General features: G+C 58.5%; 19 protein-coding genes. 2 read left to right on the top strand and 17 right to left on the bottom strand.

The genetic code is table 11. The features are described 5' to 3' along the window. Positions 1-8 precede the first annotated feature (8 nt). The 13 genes from ACR0NW_RS16710 to ACR0NW_RS16770 form a co-directional block, all read right to left on the bottom strand. Complete coding sequence (locus ACR0NW_RS16710) at positions 9-1,067, bottom strand: sulfite exporter TauE/SafE family protein (protein ID WP_480451468.1); 1,059 nt, start codon at positions 1,065-1,067, stop codon at positions 9-11. A gap of 90 nt (positions 1,068-1,157) precedes the next feature. Beyond that, positions 1,158-2,165, bottom strand: coding sequence for an ABC transporter permease (locus ACR0NW_RS16715; protein ID WP_480451466.1), 1,008 nt, complete (start codon positions 2,163-2,165; stop codon positions 1,158-1,160). Continuing rightward, the gene (locus ACR0NW_RS16720; protein ID WP_170654733.1) at positions 2,165-3,259 is read right to left on the bottom strand and encodes an ABC transporter permease; all 1,095 of its coding nucleotides are present in this window, start codon (positions 3,257-3,259) and stop codon (positions 2,165-2,167) included. Before ACR0NW_RS16720 ends, ACR0NW_RS16715 begins: the two co-directional genes overlap by 1 nt. A 1-nt stretch (position 3,260) precedes the next feature. After that, a complete protein-coding gene (locus ACR0NW_RS16725) occupies positions 3,261-4,790 on the bottom strand; it encodes an ABC transporter ATP-binding protein (RefSeq protein ID WP_480451464.1) in 1,530 nt (509 codons plus the stop codon). A gap of 89 nt (positions 4,791-4,879) precedes the next feature. Then, positions 4,880-5,878 carry a BMP family ABC transporter substrate-binding protein gene (locus ACR0NW_RS16730; RefSeq protein WP_170654737.1) on the bottom strand — a complete coding sequence of 333 codons (999 nt, stop codon included), beginning with the start codon at positions 5,876-5,878 and terminating at the stop codon, positions 4,880-4,882. Between the two features lie 160 nt (positions 5,879-6,038). After that, positions 6,039-6,437, bottom strand: coding sequence for a GNAT family N-acetyltransferase (locus tag ACR0NW_RS16735; RefSeq protein ID WP_480451462.1), 399 nt, complete (start codon positions 6,435-6,437; stop codon positions 6,039-6,041). An 11-nt stretch (positions 6,438-6,448) separates the two neighbouring features. After that, a complete protein-coding gene (tsaB, locus tag ACR0NW_RS16740) occupies positions 6,449-7,039 on the bottom strand; it encodes a tRNA (adenosine(37)-N6)-threonylcarbamoyltransferase complex dimerization subunit type 1 TsaB (RefSeq protein WP_480451460.1) in 591 nt (196 codons plus the stop codon). Next, the gene (locus ACR0NW_RS16745; protein WP_480451459.1) at positions 7,029-7,592 is read right to left on the bottom strand and encodes a NifU family protein; all 564 of its coding nucleotides are present in this window, start codon (positions 7,590-7,592) and stop codon (positions 7,029-7,031) included. Before ACR0NW_RS16745 ends, tsaB begins: the two co-directional genes overlap by 11 nt. Positions 7,593-7,687: 95 nt before the next feature. Further along, entirely contained in the window at positions 7,688-7,879 is a 192-nt protein-coding gene (locus ACR0NW_RS16750; RefSeq protein ID WP_480451457.1) for a hypothetical protein, read from the bottom strand. A gap of 7 nt (positions 7,880-7,886) precedes the next feature. Further along, positions 7,887-9,464, bottom strand: a complete 1,578-nt coding sequence (locus ACR0NW_RS16755; protein ID WP_480451455.1) for a hypothetical protein — start codon at positions 9,462-9,464, stop codon at positions 7,887-7,889. Between the two features lie 112 nt (positions 9,465-9,576). After that, positions 9,577-10,032, bottom strand: coding sequence for a universal stress protein (locus ACR0NW_RS16760; protein ID WP_170654907.1), 456 nt, complete (start codon positions 10,030-10,032; stop codon positions 9,577-9,579). Positions 10,033-10,105: 73 nt separating this feature from the next. Beyond that, positions 10,106-10,969, bottom strand: a complete 864-nt coding sequence (locus tag ACR0NW_RS16765) for a branched-chain amino acid aminotransferase (RefSeq protein WP_480451453.1) — start codon at positions 10,967-10,969, stop codon at positions 10,106-10,108. A gap of 61 nt (positions 10,970-11,030) precedes the next feature. Beyond that, a complete protein-coding gene (locus ACR0NW_RS16770) occupies positions 11,031-11,489 on the bottom strand; it encodes an Lrp/AsnC family transcriptional regulator (protein WP_480451451.1) in 459 nt (152 codons plus the stop codon). Between the two features lie 128 nt (positions 11,490-11,617). Between ACR0NW_RS16770 and ACR0NW_RS16775 the strand changes: the two genes are divergently transcribed. Next, positions 11,618-12,667, top strand: a complete 1,050-nt coding sequence (locus ACR0NW_RS16775; RefSeq protein WP_480451449.1) for a Glu/Leu/Phe/Val family dehydrogenase — start codon at positions 11,618-11,620, stop codon at positions 12,665-12,667. Positions 12,668-12,721: 54 nt separating this feature from the next. On the opposite strand, the gene trpS is transcribed toward ACR0NW_RS16775, so the two are convergent. Next, positions 12,722-13,750 (bottom strand): tryptophan--tRNA ligase, encoded by a 1,029-nt coding sequence (gene trpS / locus ACR0NW_RS16780; RefSeq protein ID WP_480451447.1) that lies wholly within the window; start codon positions 13,748-13,750, stop codon positions 12,722-12,724. Positions 13,751-13,836: 86 nt separating this feature from the next. Here trpS and ACR0NW_RS16785 point away from each other — a divergent pair, with 86 nt between their 5' ends. After that, the gene (locus ACR0NW_RS16785; RefSeq protein ID WP_170654755.1) at positions 13,837-14,523 is read left to right on the top strand and encodes a rhomboid family intramembrane serine protease; all 687 of its coding nucleotides are present in this window, start codon (positions 13,837-13,839) and stop codon (positions 14,521-14,523) included. A gap of 14 nt (positions 14,524-14,537) precedes the next feature. Here the strand turns inward: ACR0NW_RS16785 and murJ are convergent, their stop codons facing one another. From murJ to ACR0NW_RS16800, 3 genes are read right to left on the bottom strand one after another with little or no spacing between them, the layout of a single operon-like run. Continuing rightward, positions 14,538-16,079 carry a murein biosynthesis integral membrane protein MurJ gene (gene murJ, locus ACR0NW_RS16790; RefSeq protein ID WP_480451445.1) on the bottom strand — a complete coding sequence of 514 codons (1,542 nt, stop codon included), beginning with the start codon at positions 16,077-16,079 and terminating at the stop codon, positions 14,538-14,540. After that, positions 16,076-18,895: a [protein-PII] uridylyltransferase gene (locus ACR0NW_RS16795; RefSeq protein ID WP_480451443.1), complete on the bottom strand. Its 2,820-nt coding sequence runs from the start codon at positions 18,893-18,895 to the stop codon at positions 16,076-16,078. The genes murJ and ACR0NW_RS16795 overlap by 4 nt, the downstream gene beginning before the upstream one ends. Further along, complete coding sequence (locus ACR0NW_RS16800; RefSeq protein ID WP_170654761.1) at positions 18,855-20,030, bottom strand: penicillin-binding protein activator; 1,176 nt, start codon at positions 20,028-20,030, stop codon at positions 18,855-18,857. The genes ACR0NW_RS16795 and ACR0NW_RS16800 overlap by 41 nt, the downstream gene beginning before the upstream one ends. Between the last annotated feature and the right edge of the window lie 44 nt (positions 20,031-20,074).

Genomic DNA, 20,074 nt, shown 5'->3' on the forward strand with positions numbered 1-20,074 from the left:
GGTGACTTCTAGTCCAGCCTGGATAAGTTGTGCAATGCGGCAGGTTTTACGCACTCACCGGCATCGAGTGATCGTGTGCAGCCCATGGGTGACAGTTCCGTGTCATTTCCCACCGCACGTGGAGAGTTTTGACTGCCGGTAGGATCAATCCCACCCTGTTCGGTGACTGAATAAAGCTCGACCGGTTCAAGCAGCAGTTCAAAGGCGATTTTGCCCGAAACCGACATTACAAGAAGGGCCAGCAGAACGCGCAATTGCTCGGCTTTCAGGCGCGCGCCGATCTGTGTGCCCAACTGTGCCCCCACGACGCCGCCCAGAATCAACAGAAGGGCAAGCATCAGATCGACACTGAAATTGGTTGAAGCATGCACCATCGTCGTGAACCCGGCCACAAAGATGATCTGAAACAGGGACGTTCCGATCACAACCTTGGTCGGCATCCCAAGAACGTAGATCATGGCAGGCACCATGATGAAACCACCGCCAACCCCCATGATTGCCGACAGAATGCCCACGCCGAACCCAACCAATGCAGGTGGAATGACGGAAATATAAAGGCTTGAGCCGCGAAATCGCATCTTGAATGGCAGCGCATGAACCCATGTTCGCTGACGGCGTTTATAAGGTGCCGCGCCTCCGGCTTGTTTAGACCTCCGGATTGCGTTCACACTTTCGACGAACATCAGGCTGCCGATGACGCCAAGAAACACCACGTAACAAAGTTGAACGGCCAGATCGACCTGCCCGAGCTGCTTGAGAAAGTTAAAAAGAACCATCCCCAACGCCGCACCGAAAAGCCCGCCAACAAGCAGAACAAGCCCCATCTTCAAATCGACGGTTCTTCTTTTGAGATGGGCCAGAAGCCCCGAGAAAGAGGATGCGACAACCTGATTTGCAGATGTTGCGACTGCAACCGTTGGCGGAATGCCGATAAGAAACAGCAAAGGCGTGATCAGAAACCCGCCCCCCACTCCGAACATCCCGGAAAGCACTCCGACGGCTGCACCGATGCCCAGTAACAATAGGGGATTCACCGAGACCTCGGCGATAGGGAGGTAGACATGCATACCCCCTTAGAGCGGTTGCGGCACGCAAAATCAACTCTGCATGCCGCTATGCAGCGAACAGGACCGAAGAACGGTCCTGAACTGGCCCTATCAGCGTTCTTTTACGTATGGTTCGCCACCCGCGCGCGGCGGGATGGCCTTGCCGACAAACCCGGCAAGAATCACGACCGTCAGGATATAGGGCAGGGCGTCCATAAGCTGAACCGGGATGACGACACCACCCAGATCGATGTTCTGGAACCGCAGGGCTATGGCCTGCAACAGGCCGAACAGCAGGCAGGCCCCCATGGCGTGCCAGGGTCGCCATTTGGCGAAGATCAGCGCCGCCAGCGCAATGAAGCCGCGCCCCGCCGTCATGTCCTTTACAAAGCCAGCCTGCAGAGCTGTCGCCAGATAGGCCCCCGCAATGCCGCAAAGAACACCACAGATTGCCACAGCCGCATACCGCAAGCCCACCACTGACACGCCGGCCGTGTCGACCGCCGCAGGGTTTTCACCCACCGCACGCAGACGAAGTCCGAAACGGGTGCGGTACAGAATCCACCAGGTTGCGGGCACCGCCAGAAAGGCAAAATAGACCAGAATGGAATGACCTGAGAGCAATTCGGAATAAATCTGGTGCAAAACGTTGGTTTCGGACATCAGTGCCGAAACCGGACGTCCTGCAAGCTCTGCGTCTTCCGGACCGATTGCCAACGGGAATTCAGCGCTCTCAAAGCGCCCTTCGCCGATCAGCGAAGGAGTACGTCCTCCCTGTTGAAACCAGTCCTGCGCGACAAGCACGGTCATACCGGCGGCAAGGAAATTGATCGCCACGCCTGAGATCAGTTGGTTGCCGCGGAAAGTGATCGAAGCCAGGCCGTGCAGCCCTGCAAGAACCAGCGAAGACGCGATACCCGCCAGCAACCCCAGCCAGACCGAACCGGTTACGGCCGCGACAGCGGCGGAAAAGAACGCGGCCATCAGCATCTTGCCTTCCAGGCCGATGTCAAAGATGCCCGCCCGCTCGGAGTATAGCCCCGCAAGACAGGCCAGCAGCAAAGGTGTCGCCAAGCGAACGGTCGAATCGAGGACCTGAATGAGTGTCAGAAAATCCATCAGGCCGATCCTTTCCGCAATCCAAGGAACAGCTTTTCAAGCGGCATCCGCACCATATTGTCCAATGCCCCGGTGAACAGGATCACCAGTGCCTGAATCACCACGATCAGTTCGCGGGGGATTGAAGTCCACAGCGCCAGCTCTGCCCCCCCCTGATAGAGAAAGCCGAACAGGATCGCGGCAAGGAATACGCCAAAGGGATGCGACCGGCCCATCAGCGCCACTGCGATACCGATAAAGCCCGCACCTTCGGTCGAATTCAGAACCAGCCGCTCTGCCTCGCCCATCACGTTGTTGGTTGCCATCAGACCAGCCAAAGCACCTGAAATCAGCATGGCGACAATAGTGATGCGAACAGGCGATATACCGGCGTAGATGGCCCCGGTTTCCGAATGGCCATAGGCCCGGATTTCGTAACCCAGGCGGGTGCGCCAGATCAGGGCCCAGACCACAACGCAGGCAAGGATTGCCACAAAGAACGAGATGTTGGCAGGCGCGCCGCGGAACACCACGTTTTCGGCGGTCGAGAACATCGACTGGAAGGTTGGCAGATGCGTTGCCTCAGGGAAACGGGCGGTCGCCGGGTCCATCGACCCTTGCGGACGCATGACGTTGACCAGCATATAGTTGAGGAACGCCGCAGCGATGAAATTGAACATGATCGTGGTGATCACGATATGGCTGCCGCGCTTGGCCTGCAGATAGGCCGGAATTGCCGCCCACGCCGCTCCAAAGATCATCGATGCCGCACAGGCCCCGAGCAAAGCGATGGACCAGTGTGGCCATGGCACGTGCAAGCAAACAAGCGCCACGCCCAGCCCGCCAAGCATCGCCTGACCTTCGCCACCGATATTGAACAGGCGCGCATGGAATGCGACGGCTACGGCCAGACCGGTGAAAATGAAATTGGTGGCATAATACAGCGTATAGCCCCAGCCATAGGTAGACCCCAGCGCACCGGTAACCATTAGGTTCACAGCCTCGACCGGGTTTTCACCGATGGCAAGGATGACAAGGGCGGATAGGATCGCTGCCAGTATCAGACTGATCACCGGGATCAGAACCACGTCGGCCCATTTAGGCATTTTGTCCATGTTACGCGGCCTCCCCCGCAACACCGGCCATCAACAGGCCCAGTTCTTTTTCATCTGTTTCATTTGGCAGACGTTCGCCCATGATATGTCCGTCAAACATCACCGCGATCCGGTCCGAGAGCGAGAAAATTTCCTCCAGTTCGACCGAGACCAGAAGGATGGCCTTGCCCTGATCACGCAGTGCGACAATCTGTTTGTGGATGAATTCGATCGCGCCGATATCAACGCCACGCGTGGGTTGGCCGACCAGCAGCAGGTCCGGATTACGCTCGATCTCGCGTGCGACGACGATTTTCTGCTGGTTCCCGCCCGAGAAATTCTTGGCTGCCAGCCAGCCATCGGGTGGGCGCACGTCGAACTTCTCGATCTTGCGTTCGGTGTCGGCCCGCAGGGCGGCGTTGTCCATGAAGATGCCACGCTGATAAGCCGGATCGCGATGGTACCCGAAGGCCACGTTTTCCCAGGCGTGAAAGTCCATGATCAGACCCTCGCGCTGCCGGTCTTCGGGCACGTGTGCGATATGCTGGGCGCGGCGCGCCTGCCCATCCGAACCCGGACCGCTCAGCGCCAGAGGGGAGCCGTTCAGTTTGATCGTGCCACTTCCAGCGCGCATACCGCCCAGAACTTCCAGTAGCTCAGACTGGCCGTTTCCGGCGACACCGGCGATGCCGACGATCTCGCCCGCGCGAACAGTCAGGTTGATGCCCTTGACCCGTGCGACACCAGCCTCGTCGCTGACGTGCAGATTCTCGATTTCCAGAATTGGCTTGCCCGGTTGAGCCGGAACCTTGTCGACCTGCAACAGAACCTTGCGGCCCACCATCAGTTCGGCCAATTCCTCGGGGTTGGTTTCCGCTGTCTTGACCGTCGCCGTCATCTGGCCGCGGCGCATCACCGAAACCGTATCGGTGGCTTCCATGATCTCGCGCAGCTTGTGGGTGATCAGGATGATCGTCTTACCCTCTTCCCGCAGGCGGTGCAGAATGCGGAACAACTGGTCCGCCTCGGCCGGTGTCAACACGCCCGTGGGTTCGTCCAGAATCAAAATTTCCGCGCGCCGGTACAGCGCCTTGAGGATTTCGACCCGTTGTTGCATACCGACACCGATCTCGTCGATGCGTTTGTCCGGATCGACAAACAGTTCGTATTCTTCTTCCAGCTCTTTCAGTTCCTTGCGCGCCTTGGCCAGAGATGGCGCAAGCAGGCCGCCCTCTTCGGCGCCCAGAACGATGTTTTCCAGAACTGTGAAATTCTCGACCAGCTTGAAATGCTGAAAAACCATACCGATGCCTGCAGCGATCGCCGCCTGACTATCGGGGATGTCGGTCTTTGTACCGTTGATCCAGATTTCGCCTTTGTCAGCTTTGTAAAAGCCGTAGAGAATGCTCATCAGCGTGGATTTGCCCGCACCGTTTTCACCGATGATCCCATGGATCGTGCCGGGGGCGACGCTGATGGAGATGTCCTTGTTGGCCTGAACCGGCCCAAAGGCTTTGGATATCCCTTTGAGCTCAATGGCGGGGACGGTCATGTCTTGTCCTCAATTGCCGAAGGGCCGCGCTTGCAAATGGCGGCAGAGTGGATGCGGGACGGAAAGTGTTCTCCCCGTCCCGCGCGATATCAGAACTGCAGTGCCGGGCAGCTGTCGTTCTCGTAATAGCTGACGACCGTGACGTTGCCATCGATGATGTCCTGGCGTGCCTTGTCGACTGCGGCCTTCATTTCATCCGAAACCAAAGGCGCGTTGTTGTCATCCAGAGCATAGCCAACGCCCTCTTCGGCGAGACCCATGGTAAAGACACCTGGCTCGACCCCGTCGCCCGCTTTCATGGCCTCATAAACAGCCACGTCCACGCGTTTCAGCATAGAGGTCAGAACCTTGCCCGGATGCAGGTGGTTCTGGTTGCTGTCAACGCCGATGGACAGGATGCCTTCGTCTGCAGCGGTCTGCAGAACGCCAACACCGGTACCGCCCGCGGCGGCATAAACAACGTCAGCACCCTGGCTGATCTGAGCTTTGGTCAGTTCCGAACCCTTCACCGGGTCATTCCAAGCGGCCGGGGTTGTGCCGGTCATGTTGGCGACGACATTGATGTCGGGGTTAACGGCCTTGGCACCTTGTGCATAGCCACAACCAAAGTGACGGATAAGCGGAACGTCCATGCCGCCGATAAAGCCAACGGTGCCCGATTTAGACGCCATCGCCGCCATCATGCCCACAAGGTACGACCCTTCGTGCTCGGCAAAGCCGACCTGACGCAGGTTCGGCGCGTCCAGCCATGTTACGTCAACCACGACGAACTTGGTGTCGGGATAGTCGGGTGCAACGGTGCTCAGCGGATCGGCCATCGCGAAACCCATGGTGATGATCGGGTTTGCACCCGCTTCGGCAAAGCGGCGCAGAGCCTGCTCACGCTGCGCTTCAGACTGCAGCTCGATCTCGCGATAGCTTCCGCCGGTTTCCTCGGCCCAGCGCGAGGCGCCGTTATGTGCGGCTTCGTTGAACGACTTGTCGAACTTGCCACCCAGATCAAAGATCAGGGCCGGTTCGGCAAGGGCTGCGCCTGCCGTCAATGCGACGGCGGCAGCGGCGCCCATCAAGGATTTCATCAGGGTCATTTTGTACTCCCGTTGGTTTTTATCGATCCGGAGCGAACGAATAATCCGTTGCTCCGCTCAAAGCGAGCAGAACTGCTGTGATGCTGGCAATTAAGGCCGTTTGCGGCGGCGGTGGTCAACCGCTTTTTGACCAGATGGTCTGAGAAACGCCCGGCTGCCGTCAGGGCAAGCTGCGTTCCATTACAATTGCGTCCACGTTCTCCTCGTTTTCGCGCCGATAGTAGCCCCGGCGCAGACCGCAGGGCGCATAACCGCAACTTTTATAGAGTGCAATGGCCGCGTGATTATCAGCAGCGACATCCAGAAACGCGCGGGACGCGCCCGCCTTGATGGCCGTGTGCTGCCAGTCGTTCATCAGATTACGTGCCAATCCTGCTCGCTGGCGCGAGGGGTGGGTCGCGATGGTCAGCAGTTCCGCCTCGTCCGCTATGACGCGAATTACCGCAAAACAATCAGTACCGCCAATGGCATAGGTGAACTGGTTGGCCAGAAGATCAGCGAACTCTTCTTCCGTCCAGGGGCGCGACTGTCTGAAAGCTGCGGCGTGCAGGGCCGCCATTTCCGCCGGTCTCATTCGTCCAGAAGTACCGGCGGCACGTCTCTGGAAGGCGCCGCATCAGCCGGTCGAACATAAAGAGGGGCCGGTGCCTCACTGGTTGTGTTCCAACGCTGGACTGCAGACCGGGCAATCGCCTCGGCATGTTTTTGGGGCTCATCGCAAAAAAACAGGGGGGCATGGGCTTCCACCTGTTCTCGGCCTGACAATACCGGAGCGTCCTCTCCGATCTGAAAATAAACCTGATCCCGCGGGGCCGCGATTGCAGGGATGTGGCCTGCCGGGGCGATCAAACTCAACGCCTCAAACCCTGAGACGCCAACGGCGGGAACCTCAAGACCCAGTGCAAGCCCGCGAGCGGCGGATACCGAAATTCGGATGCCGGTGAAGTTGCCCGGACCGATTCCGACGCCGATTGCATCCAGATCGCTCCAGTCACATCCGGCCTCGGTCAGCAGTTCCTGAAGTAGTGGCATCAGCCGTTCGGCTTGCCCCCTCGACATCGCTTCGGCCCGCGACAACAAGATTTCGCCGTCACGCAACAAAGCGGCCGCGCAATGCGCGGCCGATGTATCGAATGCCAGTATCGTCGGTTCAGACGGCAACCGGGCGCACCTCGGTCACTTCGGGGATGTAGTGACGCAGCAGGTTTTCAATGCCCATCTTCAGGGTCAGAGTGGACGAGGGGCAACCCGCGCAGGCGCCCTGCATATGCAGATAGACGACACCGCGGTCGAAACCGTGGAAGGTGATGTCACCACCGTCCTGTGCCACCGCCGGGCGCACGCGGCTGTCCAGCAACTCTTTGATCTGGTCTACAACTTCGGCGTCCTCGCCGGTGTGCTCGGCATGACCCGAGGCTGTTTGCGCATCCGCGCCCATCACTGGTTGGCCGGACTGGTAGTGTTCCATCACCGCGCCAAGAATGGCGGGCTTGATGTGGTCCCACTCAACGCCGTCTTCTTTGGTCACGGTTACGAAGTCGTTGCCAAAGAATACGCCTGTCACGCCATTCACGGCAAAGATACGCTGCGCCAATGGCGATTTCTGAGCCGCCTCTGGCGACGGGAAGTCCGCCGTGCCCATTTCCAGAACGGTTTGACCGGGCAGGAATTTCAACGTGGCCGGGTTTGGGGTGGATTCGGTCTGGATGAACATGTCACGCTCCGCTTCTGTTGACCCTGATATGCGGGTGCGGACCGCAGAAGTCAAGAATTGGAACGATTCTAAAATGTGCAAATCTGGATCAGCATTCAACTCTGGTTCAGATCCGGGCAGTCGCAGCCGCTGATCGAACCTGTTGGCGAAGAGGAAAAGCCGCAGCATTGGACACCGGTGCTGAGCGTGCAGCAGCGTGTGCCTTGCGCAATTTCACATGCCGAGCCACCAGACGACTGGCTGCCGACGGACAGAGTCAGAACAAGAAGAAAGGTCAGGCGCAGCATTTTTTCCTCAATTCAAAGATGGATCACGGTGATCGAACGCGGCCGCCAACATCAGAAAGACGAAAAAGTCGCGCACATAGGGCCGTTGTTCCTGCGGATGACGCGCCAGCAACCGGCTTGTGACGTTGTTTTCCACTTCGATGAACTTGCGCAACGTGTCGCGCCAGATGAAGTATCCGGCCAGATCGGGAACGGTCCAGAACTGCCCCTCGCGCAGGGCGGAAGCGCTGGTATTTGCCGCATAGGCATAGTCTTTCCATTTCTGGAGATAGCTTTGCTTCAGATCGTCTGCGGCGCGCACTTCAAGCACCTTGCTGGACAGTCGGTGGTAATGGATGATGACAGATGTGGCGGATTTGGGTGTTCCGTCCACGCACCGTGATCGGAAAATTACGCGGAACAGCCACAGCTCACTATCATCTTCCTCGCTGACCGCCGGGGCGTTTTTGATCGGTTCGATGAAATAGGTCGACATCAGCAAATAGTCGTCCTCGCTCAGAGTGTTGGTGATTTCAGCGGTCAAAGCGGTTTCCGCCCCCGCAGATGCTTCGAAAATCCCGGCTGAAACCTTGGCCTTAAGGCCAACAGATGCGTCAAATCCTGAAGTATCGCTGACTTCCGTTCCACATTCCTTGACCGAGGTGATGCGGTAGTTTGTCATTGCATCCAGCAGATTGGTGTCCTGTCCGGCCTGCCCGACGCCAAACCGGCGATGGAACGAGCCATCCAGTTGCCAGGCAAACGCCTGATCCGCATAGGACTTCGTTACGATCTTAAGCGGAAACAGCGCGTTGTATTCTGCACCGGCGGCCTTTCGGCTGGCGCAGAACGACAAATAACTTGCGCCACTCTGATGTGGCTCACCCCCAGCCTTGTAGGCCAGAACCGGAAACGGCTGGCACGCCGCTTCTTCAAGGTCTTCCAGACTGATTTCGTCTCCGCTTTCGCTCCAGAAATCTGCGTCGCGAGAGGATTGGCTCAGGGCCGCCTGAAAGGCCTGTATTGTACTCATCGCCTGTGGGTCATCCGCTTCAGCCACGGCAAACCCATAACGCGCCGAAACAACGTACCGGCACTGGGAAGGTCTGTCGCAGATGTCCATCCCACTTCCCGGGCAGTTATCGGCGCTTCTGCAAATCAGCGAATTTGCGGGGCTGTCGCTAAAGAAGTAGGTCTGTTCCTGTAAAAGCGGCTGAATGTCCTGTTCGCGAATAAGCTTGCGATGTCCGTACTCGGTTATGACAAGGATTGCGCGGTCGCCGCGACCCGCCTCGAAATCCGGAAGCGAGACATAGGCGATCGGCTTCACGACTACACCGATCGGATACATTTCCTGCTCTTCGAATTGGGCGTCATCGCATCGCACGTTCACGAAACGGCCCGGGGTGACCGTTACATAGTATTCATGTTCGCTGTATGGCACTGGTTCTGCTTCGTCGTTGCCGGTCAGAAACCAGTTCCACCTGATTCGCGGTTCATTGTCTTCCGCACCGTGCAGTCGCGGGCAGGGATCGAACCCTTCGGCCTGCGCGGCGGAAAGGTATAACGGTATAGCAAAAACCGCGACCAGAACGGTATGGAACAATTTTTTCACAACTAATACGCACAAGCTAATAAATCGACTCGCGCATATTATCAGAGTTTTTGAATTTTTCCGAATCGACGCAGGATCCTGCATCAACCGGTTCAATGTCCGATCAGGTAATCTCTTCCAGTTTTTCTTTGCTCAGATCACCCGGAACTATGGTGATCGGAATCGGCAGGCCGCCGGAATTGCGCGTCAACTGTGTCACCAGAGGGCCGGGTCCTTTTTTGTCGGTACCCGCGCCCAGCACCAGCACCCCGATTTCAGGGTCGGAATTTACATGCTCGATGATCTCGGGAACCGCTTCACCTTCGCGAATCGCCAGTTCCGGCTCAACCCCCTGCTTGTCCCGCATCCATTTCGCGAACACCTCGAAATGGGCATGAATTCTCTCGCGCGCTTCCTCACGCATCACTGCTGCAACGCCGATCCAGTGATTGAATTCATCGGGCGGTATCACGGACAGGACGATAACGCCGCCGCCAGTGTTTGACGCGCGCATAGCTGCAAACCGCATTGCATTCAGGCATTCGCGGCTATCGTCAAGAATAACAAGGAACTTGCGCATATATGTCCTTTCCGTTTCAGGGATCATGCCTGAGCAAACGAGGGCTGGCAACTCAACAACGCAGTTGGCCCGCTCAACGGTTTGACGCAGCCCAGTCCCAATACAACTCACGTGCGCGCCGGGCAATCGGCCCGATTTGGTACTGCGTGTCATCCAGAGCAGTCACTGGCGTCACCTTGTTCATGTTGCCGGACATAAAGACTTCGTCCGCATCGTGAAAATCCTCAAAGCTCAGGATGGATTCGTGCACCGTAACGCCATCCTCGCGCAGGTTCTTCATATGCCGCGCGCGGGTGATGCCCGCCAGAAACGTGCCGTTTGCCACGGGCGTGAATACCTCACCGTCCTTCACCATGAAGATGTTGGCGGTGGCGGTTTCGGCGACGTGGCCCATGGCATCAGCGACAAGGGCATTGCTGAACCCTTTGGAGCGGGCTTCGCGTAACATCCTTGCATTGTTGGGATAAAGGCACCCCGCCTTGGCGTTCACGACTGCCGTTTCCAGTACAGGGCGGCGAAAACGCGTTGTAGTCAGCGTGACCGAGGCCTCTGCCGGGGCCAGAGGTATCTCTTCCAGACAGACAGCAAAGCCGGTGCTGTCTTCCTGTGGCACTATTGCCGATGCGTCCCCGTCAATGCCCCAGTACATCGGGCGGATGTATACGGCTTTGTCCGGGCCGTATGCCTGCAAGCCGTCGCGCACAATTTCAACCATCTGATCGACTGACACGGTCGGCGTCAGCATCAGCGCCTTGGCCGACCGGTTGGTTCTTGCGCAATGCGCCTCAAGATCTGGCGTCATTCCATTGAAAAAGCGCGCTCCGTCAAACACTGATGTCCCCAGCCATGCGCCGTGATCTCCGGCCCGCATGATCGGCGCGTCCCCGTCGTGCCATTTACCTTCGAAATAGGTGCGAATGTTGCTGCCGACCGCCATGATGCTCTCCCTCAATTCCAGCAGAAACTAGGGGGGCACCGGGCAGAGGTCCAGAGAATAGTCAGGCCGAAACAGGCAGCGTTTCACGTTTGACCATGGTGCGCAGGGCAAAATTCGAACGCAGGTTCCGGATACCGGGTATTTGCATCAACTGGTTTTCCAGAAACGCGTCGAATGCTGAAAGATCGGACGCAACAACCCGCAAGAGAATATCGCGCGACCCTGTCATCAGATAGCACTCCATCACCTCGTCGCACCGGCGTATGGCGCGCTCAAAAGCATCAATGGCTGAACGGTCCTGTTTTTCCAGCTCGACTGACACAAAGATCGACACCCCGTAGCCAAGTTTCGCGGCATCTACCTGTGCCGTGTATCCCGTGATGATCTGGTCTTTTTGCAAACGATCCAGTCGACGTGCGCAGGGCGTCGCAGAAAGGCCGACGGTTTCCGCCAGCTCGGTAACGGTCATGCGACCATCCTGCTGAAGGGCCCGAACGATTTTACGATCGATATTGTCCATAGTGAAATCTCTAAATCCTGCACCCAAATTAGGGGATTTCACCAAAGATGCAAAGTTGGTCAGCGCATCTTGGTGAAAACCGCTCAGCCCGGTGTGGCATGATTCCTGCAGTACTTCGGAGGGGCAACATGAAGATTACCGAAATTGACGCGCCGGACCACGAGCGCGTGGTGCAGTTCGAGGATGCCGCCAGCGGTTTGTTTGGCTACGCGGCCATTCATTCGACGCGACTTGGACCCGCTGCGGGCGGCGTCAGGATGAAAACATATGGTCACCGCACCGAAGCGTTGCACGATGCCCTGCGCCTGTCGCGGGGGATGACCTTCAAGAATGCGGCCGCTGACCTGCCATTGGGCGGCGGCAAGGCGGTCATTATAGGCGATCCGACTTCGGACAAGACCCCACAATTGCTGCGCGCCTTTGGCCGTGTCGTCCACAGCCTTGAGGGGCATTACCGGACTGCCGAGGATATGGGGATGACACCCGCCGACATGGCGCATATCGGGGCAGAGACGTCTTTCGTTGCGGGCCTTTCAGACGGTGAATTCGCGAGCGGAGACCCTTCTCCGATTACGGCGCAAGGTATCTTCAACGCAATTCGAACCACGGCGCGGCACCGGTTCGGGTCAGAGGACCTCAGCGGGAAAACGGTTTCGGTACAGGGTCTCGGCCATGTCGGGCATCACCTGTGTCGATTGCTGGACGGAGCGGGGGCAAACCTTGTCGTCACGGATATCGATCCGCAACAAGTTGCCCTGGTGGCCAGGGAGTTCTCCGCAACGGCGGTTTCACCGGATGAGATTTATGGCGTCGAGGCAGAGATTTTTGCACCCTGCGCCATCGGTGCGATCCTGAACGAAACCACCATTCCGCTGCTCAAAGTCGGAGCGGTGGCCGGTGGCGCAAACAATCAGCTTGCTACCGATGAAGATGCGTTGCGCCTGCACGAACGCGGGATTCTTTATGCGCCCGATTACGTTGCAAACGGCGGTGGCATCATCAACGTCGCCACCGAGATTCTGCAGATTTCCAACCGGCAGGAATGGGTCGCGGCCAAGTTGGACGCATTGGATCGAACCATGGATCGCATTCTGATCCGTGCGATCAGCCAGTCGGTCAGCCCTCATGACGTGGCCGAATCCATAGTCCGGGAAATCCTGCAACCGCAGGCTGCCTGACAAAAAACGGGCCGCCTTGCAAAAAGGCGGCCCGGAATTGCTCAAAGATTGGGTTCAGGAATTGCCTGCCCCAACCATTCCGACGATTTCGTAGGTCCGGCGCAGGATCGGAACCGTAATCTCGCGCGCCCGTTCAGCACCGCGCGTCAGGATCCGGTCAATTTCGGCCTGATCGTCCATCAGACGCGCCATTTCCGAAGAAATCGGCGAAAGACGTTCAACTGCCAGATCGGCCAGCATTGGCTTGAATTCGCCAAACTGCTTGCCGCCGACCTCGGCCAGAACCTGATCCACCGGCTGATCGCTCAGCGCGGCATAGATGTTGACCAGATTGCGCGCCTCGGGGCGTTCTTCCAGACCTTCGGCCTCGGACGGCAGGGCGTCGGGGTCGGTCTTGGCCTTGCGGATCTTCTTGGCAATGGTATCGGCATCGTCGGTCATGTTGATCCGGCTCATGTCCGACGGGTCGGATTTGGACATTTTCTTGGACCCGTCGCGCAGGCTCATGACACGGGTTGCCGCGCCCTCGATCACGGGTTCGGTCACCGGAAAGAAATCGACGCCGAAATCGTTGTTGAACTTGATGGCAATGTCGCGTGTCAGTTCCAGATGCTGTTTCTGGTCCTCACCCACAGGCACATGCGTCGCATGATAGATCAGGATGTCGGCGGCCATCAGCGACGGATAGGCAAACAATCCCAGCGAGGCGTTCTGCTGGTTCTTGCCCGCCTTGTCCTTCCACTGGGTCATTCGCTGCATCCATCCCATGCGTGCGACACAGTTGAAGATCCACGCCAACTGCGCATGCTCGGGTACCTGGCTTTGGTTGAACAGGATCGACTGTTCCGGATCAATGCCCGCAGCGATGAAGCCCGCGCACAGTTCGCGCGTATTGTGGGCCAGCGCGGTCGGATCCTGCCAGACGGTGATCGCGTGGAGGTCGACCATGCAATAGACAGTCTCGAACTCCGGACCCTGCATATCCACGAAGCGTTTCATCGCGCCAAGGTAGTTGCCCAGCGTCAGTCCGCCCGAGGGCTGGATGCCGGAAAACACGCGCGGCGTGAACATGGTTTCGGTCATGGAAGGGAACTCCCGTCTGGAAAAATCAGCCCCCGTCGCTTACCCATGAGGTCAGGGGACGTCAACAGCCGCGAAAGGCCAAGCCCATGAGCAGTGATCATTACACACCGCCGGTTAACCCGCTGCCGCCCGCCGTGGTGGCACTGGTGCTGTTCATCATGGGGATCGAACTGGCGTTTTCGCTGGGTGCGCGGGGGCTGGTCGGTGGGCCGGGTGCAGTGGGCTGGCGTGTCGAAGCGATCCAGAACTATGCATTTTCCGCCGATATTCTGGACTGGATGATCGAAACCGGCCGCTGGCCATTTGAACACATCATCCGTTTCGTGACCTATCCCTTTGTCTCGGGCAATTTTACGCAGGCCCTTTTCGTCAGCGTGTTCGTTCTTGCGATGGGCAAGATGGTGGGTGAAGTTTTCGGCGGCTTAGCAATGTTGCTGATCTTTGTGCTTTCCGGCATCGGCGGCGCGTTGGTTTATGCGCTGGTTCTTGATCCGAGCTACCCCCTGATCGGAGGGTTTCCGCCCGTCTATGGCTTGATCGGCGCCTTCACTTGGTTGCTGTGGCACAATTTGTCTCTGGTGGGGGCCAATCAGGCCCGCGCCTTCAACCTGATTGCAGTTCTGATGGGTATTCAGCTCTTGTTCGGTCTGCTCTTTGGCGGAACATCGGACTGGGTGGCCGATCTGGGTGGTTTTGCCACAGGATTCGGACTGTCGTTTCTTCTGGCTCCGGGCGGTTGGGCGCGGATTCTTCGCAAGATGCGACGGGACTGAGGTCGTAGTGCTGACTAGGATCGGCGCAGGGCTTTTTTGAATTCAGATGCCCTGAACGCGCCGAACACGTGGCCAAGCGCGAAATAAGCGCCTGCCGCAACCACAATCAGCGCCAGCAATGCCAGATAACGCCAGCCGGGAAGCTCGAAAGCCCAGCCAAAACTGTGAACGGCCACGAACAAGATGACCCCCATCCCCAGCGATGCCGCCGCAATCCGCCATGCGCGATGTTTCATACGCGCGTCAAAGCGGGCAACGTCCCCCATCTGCCGCGCACCGATGGCCAAAAGTGCGACCATGGCCCAGCCTGCCGCCGAGGCAGCAATGGCCGGGGCGATCCAGCCGACCACCGGAAAAAGACCAAAGGCAAGCACGGCGTTGATGATCATGGCAACGACCGCATAGCGGAAGGGGGCCCGTGTATTCTCGCGTGCAAAGAACAGCGGCTGTAACAGTTTCTGCAACATGAAGGCGGGCAATCCGATACCATAGATTGCAACCGCCAACGCTGTGGCTGCTGAATCCTCGGCACTGAACTGGCCGCGCTGAAACAGCACTGAGACCAGCGGAAGCGGAATGATCAGGAAGGCCACGGTCGAGGGCAGTGTAAGCAGCATGGTGAATTCACCGGCGCGCGAAAATGCGTTACGCGCCCCGGTGTCGTCGCCCGCGCGCAGCCTTCGCGAAAGATCCGGCAGCAGAACAATCCCGACGGCGATACCCACAACGCCCAGCGGCAACTGATACAGCCGGTCAGCAGCAAACAACCAACTGACAGCTTTTTCGGTCTTTGAGGCCACAAGTTGACCGACAACAAGATTGACCTGCGTCACCCCCATGGCCAGCGCGGCGGGCACAGCTATCCGCACCATGCGGCGCATTTCAGGCGTCAGACGGGGTCGACCCGGACGAATACGCACACCGGCCCGTTCTGCCGCCACCCACACCAGCGCCAGCTGCGCCACGCCCGCAACAGGGATAACCGCGATCAGCCACCTGATGATTTCGCCGCCCGAAACAGCTCCGGCGATAAGGGCAGTACACGCAAAGATGTTCAGCAACACTGGAGCGGCGGCGGCTGCCGCGAACCGACCCGTGGCGTTCAGAACGCCCGAAAACAAGGCCGCCAATGCCATGAACAGGATGTAGGGGAACACCACATACCCATAGTCGACGGCCAGGTCGAAACGTTCATCGCCATAGAACCCTTCGGCAGTGATCCAGACCAGCGCGGGCATGAAAACCATCGCCAGCCCCACCAAGGCCAGAACCGCAACGGCCAGCAGATTGAACGCATCCTGCGCGAACCCTTCGGCGTCTTCGTCCCCCTCTAACCGTTTCGAAAACATTGGCACGAAGGCGGCGTTGAATGCGCCTTCGGCAAAGAACCGGCGAAACATGTTGGGCAGGCGGAAGGCCGCTACAAAGGCATCCATAACCGGGCCTGGGCCGATATAGGCGGTCAGCAGAATTTCCCGAAGGAACCCCAGTATCCGGCTGGCAAGGGTCCAGAACCCCACGGTGAAAAAGCCCGACAGCAACCGGATGGGTTTCATGAGGCCGCGCGCTCCGCACCTTCGGTAATGGCTTTACGCAACTTGGCCTCCAGCCCGCGCTGCTTGGCTTCGGAATGGTATTTCAGACCGAACATATCCTTGACGTAGAACGTATCTACAACCTGCTCGCCATAGGTCGCGATGACGGCATTGGCGATATAGACATTCGCGGCGGCCAAAGTGCGTGTCAGATCATACAGCAAACCGGGCCGGTCACGGGTGTCCACTTCGATAATCGTGTAAATCTCGGACCCGTCATTGTCGAAGGTGATATGCGTCGGCACGTTGAACGCCTTTTCCCGCTTCTTGATTTTGTCACGGGATTTCAGCGCATCGCGCGCAACCACTTCACCTTTCAGGGTCTTGTGGATCATTTGGGTCAGGCGCGGCAGGCGCGCGGCCTCGTAAGGTCGGCCCTCTGCATCCTGAATCCAGAAGGCATCGGTCACGTACCCGTCTTTGGTCGTATAGCTGCGCGCATCCACCACGTTTGCACCAACAAGTGCCAGCGCTCCGGCGATGCGGGCAAAGATGCCGGGGTGATCCGCCATCGCGAAACAGGCGCGCGTTGCGTCCCGGTCGATGTCGGGATGCAGGCGGACCTCCATCGCGCTGGGCGCGCCGCTTTCTTCCAGCGCCAGCAGCATTTCTGCGAATTCAACATGCGTGGACAGGTTCAGGCCCTGCCAGTACGGATCATAGTGGCGGCCGGTCTCAGTCTTGAGATCGCCCTTGGACCAGTTTTCGAGCGCCTCGCGCAACGCCTTCTTGGCCTCGGCCCCGCGATTGGCACGGTTGAGGTCCTCCATCCCAGTTTCCAGTGCGCGCTTGGTCTCGGCGTGCAGCGCCCGCAGCAGAGTGGCTTTCCAGTTGTTCCATGTATTTGGTCCGACGCCGCGAATATCGCAAACCGTCAGAACCGTTAGCAGGTCCAATTGTTTGACCGTTTTTACCGCCTTGGCAAAATCCCGCACCGTCCGTGGGTCGGAAATATCCCGCTTTTGCGCCATGTCCGACATCAGCAGATGATAGCGCACCAGCCATTCCACCGTTTCGGCTTCCGCCTTGTTCAGCCCCAGTCGCGGAGCGACGGTGCGGGCGGTTTTGGCCCCCAGTATGGAGTGATCCTCGGGCCTGCCCTTGGCGATGTCATGCAACAGCAGGGCGACGTACAAAACCCGCCGGTTGACCCCGCGCTCCAGTATCGACGATGCTAGTGGCAGCTCTTCGATCAGTTCACCACGTTCGATCTGGGCCAGATTGATGATGCACTGGATCGTGTGCTCATCCACCGTATAGCTGTGATACATGTTGAACTGCATCATCGCCACGATGTGTTCAAATTCCGGCAGAAAGGCCGACAGCACGCCCAGCTCGTTCATCCGGCGCAATGCACGCTCCGGGTTGCCGTGTTTCAGCATCAGATCAAGGAAAATGCGCTGCGCTTCTTTGTCGTTGCGCATGTCATCGTCGATCAGATTCAGATTTGCAGAAACCAGCCGCATCGCATCGGGATGGATCAGCATGCCTGTACGCAACCCTTCTTCGAACAGACGCAACAGGTTCATCTTGTTCGCCAGGAATTTCGCGGGCTCGTCCACATCCAGCCGACCGTGCACCACCTTGTATCCCTGTTTGACCCTTGGGCGGCGGCGGAAGATACGCTCCAGCAGCGGTGCGCCCTTCATGTGCACCGCCTCCAGCTTGGTCAGAAGAATCCGGGTCAGCTCACCAACGCGCGTGGCTTCGCGGAAGTATCTTTGCATAAAGACCTCGACCGCGCGCCGACCAGCGCGATCCTCGTATCCCATGCGGTCGGCAACTTCGACCTGCAGATCAAACGTAAGCTGTTCGGTTGCGCGCCGCGTGACCAGATGCAGATGTGACCGGACGGCCCACAGGAAATTTTCGGCCTGAACGAAGGTCTCGAACTCCTCGGGGGTGAACAGGCCCAGCGGCACAAGCTCGGCGACGTCGTGAACCCCATAGACATACTTCGCAATCCAATACAGCGACTGCAGGTCACGCAGGCCGCCCTTGCCCTCTTTCACATTGGGCTCGACCATATAACGCTCACCCTGCTTGTGGTGGCGCTCGTCCCTTTCCTGCAGCTTGGCCTCGATGAACTCGCGTTCCGTTCCTTTGAACAGCTCTGATCTGAGGCGCGCCTCCAATTCATCGGCAAGCGGTTTGTCACCCGCAAGATACCGTTGCTCCAGCATTGCGGTCCGGATGGTGAAATCGTCGGCCCCAAGACGCATGCAGTCCCGGATCGTGCGCGACGAATGCCCGACCTTCAGCCGTAAATCCCACAGGATGTACAGCATGGATTCGATCACGCTCTCGGCCCAGGCGGTGATCTTGTAGGGTGTAAGGAAAAGCAGGTCGACGTCGGAAAACGGAGCCATTTCACCCCTGCCATAACCGCCAACGGCGAGAACCGCGATTTTTTCGCCCTGAGTCGGGTTGGCCAGCGGATGCAGATAGGTGCTGGCAACGTCCAGCGCCGTACAAACCAGACCGTCCGTCAGATAGGTATAGGCCCGGGTCAGGGCGCGGGCATCGAATGGGCGCCCGGCGAAGGCCTGCGCTATGGCATCCCGGCCCGATTTCTGCACGTCACGCAAAATGCGCACAACTTCAGCGCGCATTTCGGTGTTGTCGTTGCTGTTCTCATGGGCCTTGGCGACTTTGACGCCAACATCTGCTGCGTCGAAAATCGCCTCGGCTGGGCAAATCAGCTCGCCCTCGGGCAACGGCAGTTGCACCGCAGGATCAGAAACCGGCACCAGAGAAGCTTTGCGGGGCAGGGTCAATCACAACCACCTGTCTGTTCTGGATCGTGGCCACGGCCATGCCTCTTTCATTAGTCCCGTTCGGCAGCAAACGGAAGATGCCGCCGACACCCTGAAACCCTGCCCGTTGCGTCAGGGCAGATCCGGTCAGAGCGTCCGATTTCCCTTGGCCGACCAACGCACCGATTGCCGCTATACCATCATAGGCAAGGCCGCTGATCGGGTGCGGCGCCTGACCATAGGTGGTCTGGTACCGCGCGCGATAGGATTGCGCCTTCGCCGGGTCCGGCAACGCGAACCAGCCGCCCTGAACCCCCGGTAAATCCAGTGTTTGCTGCGGAATATCCCAGCGCGTCAGGCCGATGAACTGAGTCGTCGCAGGCGAAACTCCGGCCTCGGGCAACAGCTGGCTGTAAAGCGGCAGCGCTCCTGCGGTGGTTGCGGTCAGGAAAATCGAATCCGCGCCCGAGGCGTCCACGGTTGCCTTGATGGCAGGAACGGAATCGATCACGCCCTGCTGCGATCTGTCGAAGCCGACCGTGCCCACATTGCTCACCCGGCTGCCGCTCAGGGCGTTGGCGATGGCCGTTTGCCCCAGTTGCCCGGCGGCATCATTGCTATGCACGACCACCATGCCGGATTTTCCCTGCTTTCCAGCAAAATCCACCAGCCGGTTGGCGGTATTGTCAAAGGTCGGCCCCAGCACAAAAACATTGCCGCCGGCGATGCTGGTGTTGTTCGAGAAAGAAAGGACGTTGACGTTTTTGCTCAGCACCGCAAGACCTGCCGCATTTGCCGCCTGTGCGTATACCGGACCCAGAATGATCTTGGCGCCGTCATTCACGGCTTGCTGTGCCGCTGCGGCGGCAGCATTGGCGTTGCCCGCCGTATCGTACACGCGCAGATCGATCTGAACGTTCTGCAGATCGGCCATGGCCAGCCTTGCCGAGTTTTCAAGGCTTCGGGCCAGCGCCGCGTCACCCGCCTGCGGCGACCCGCTTGGAACCAGCAAAGCCACAGGGACCGGTTCGGAAGTGTTGATCGAAGGTCCGCCACCGCCGACTGTAGTCGGTTCGCAGGCAGCCAGAAATGCCGCGGTCATCAATGCAATGGCGGAAAGCGCCAGTTTGCGAGCAGGCTTGCAAACGGTAAACATCTAAATCAAAACTCCCTGATCCGACGGCATCAACGCCGCACTTT

The sequence above is a fragment of the Ruegeria sp. CF5 genome, from assembly GCF_056537325.1.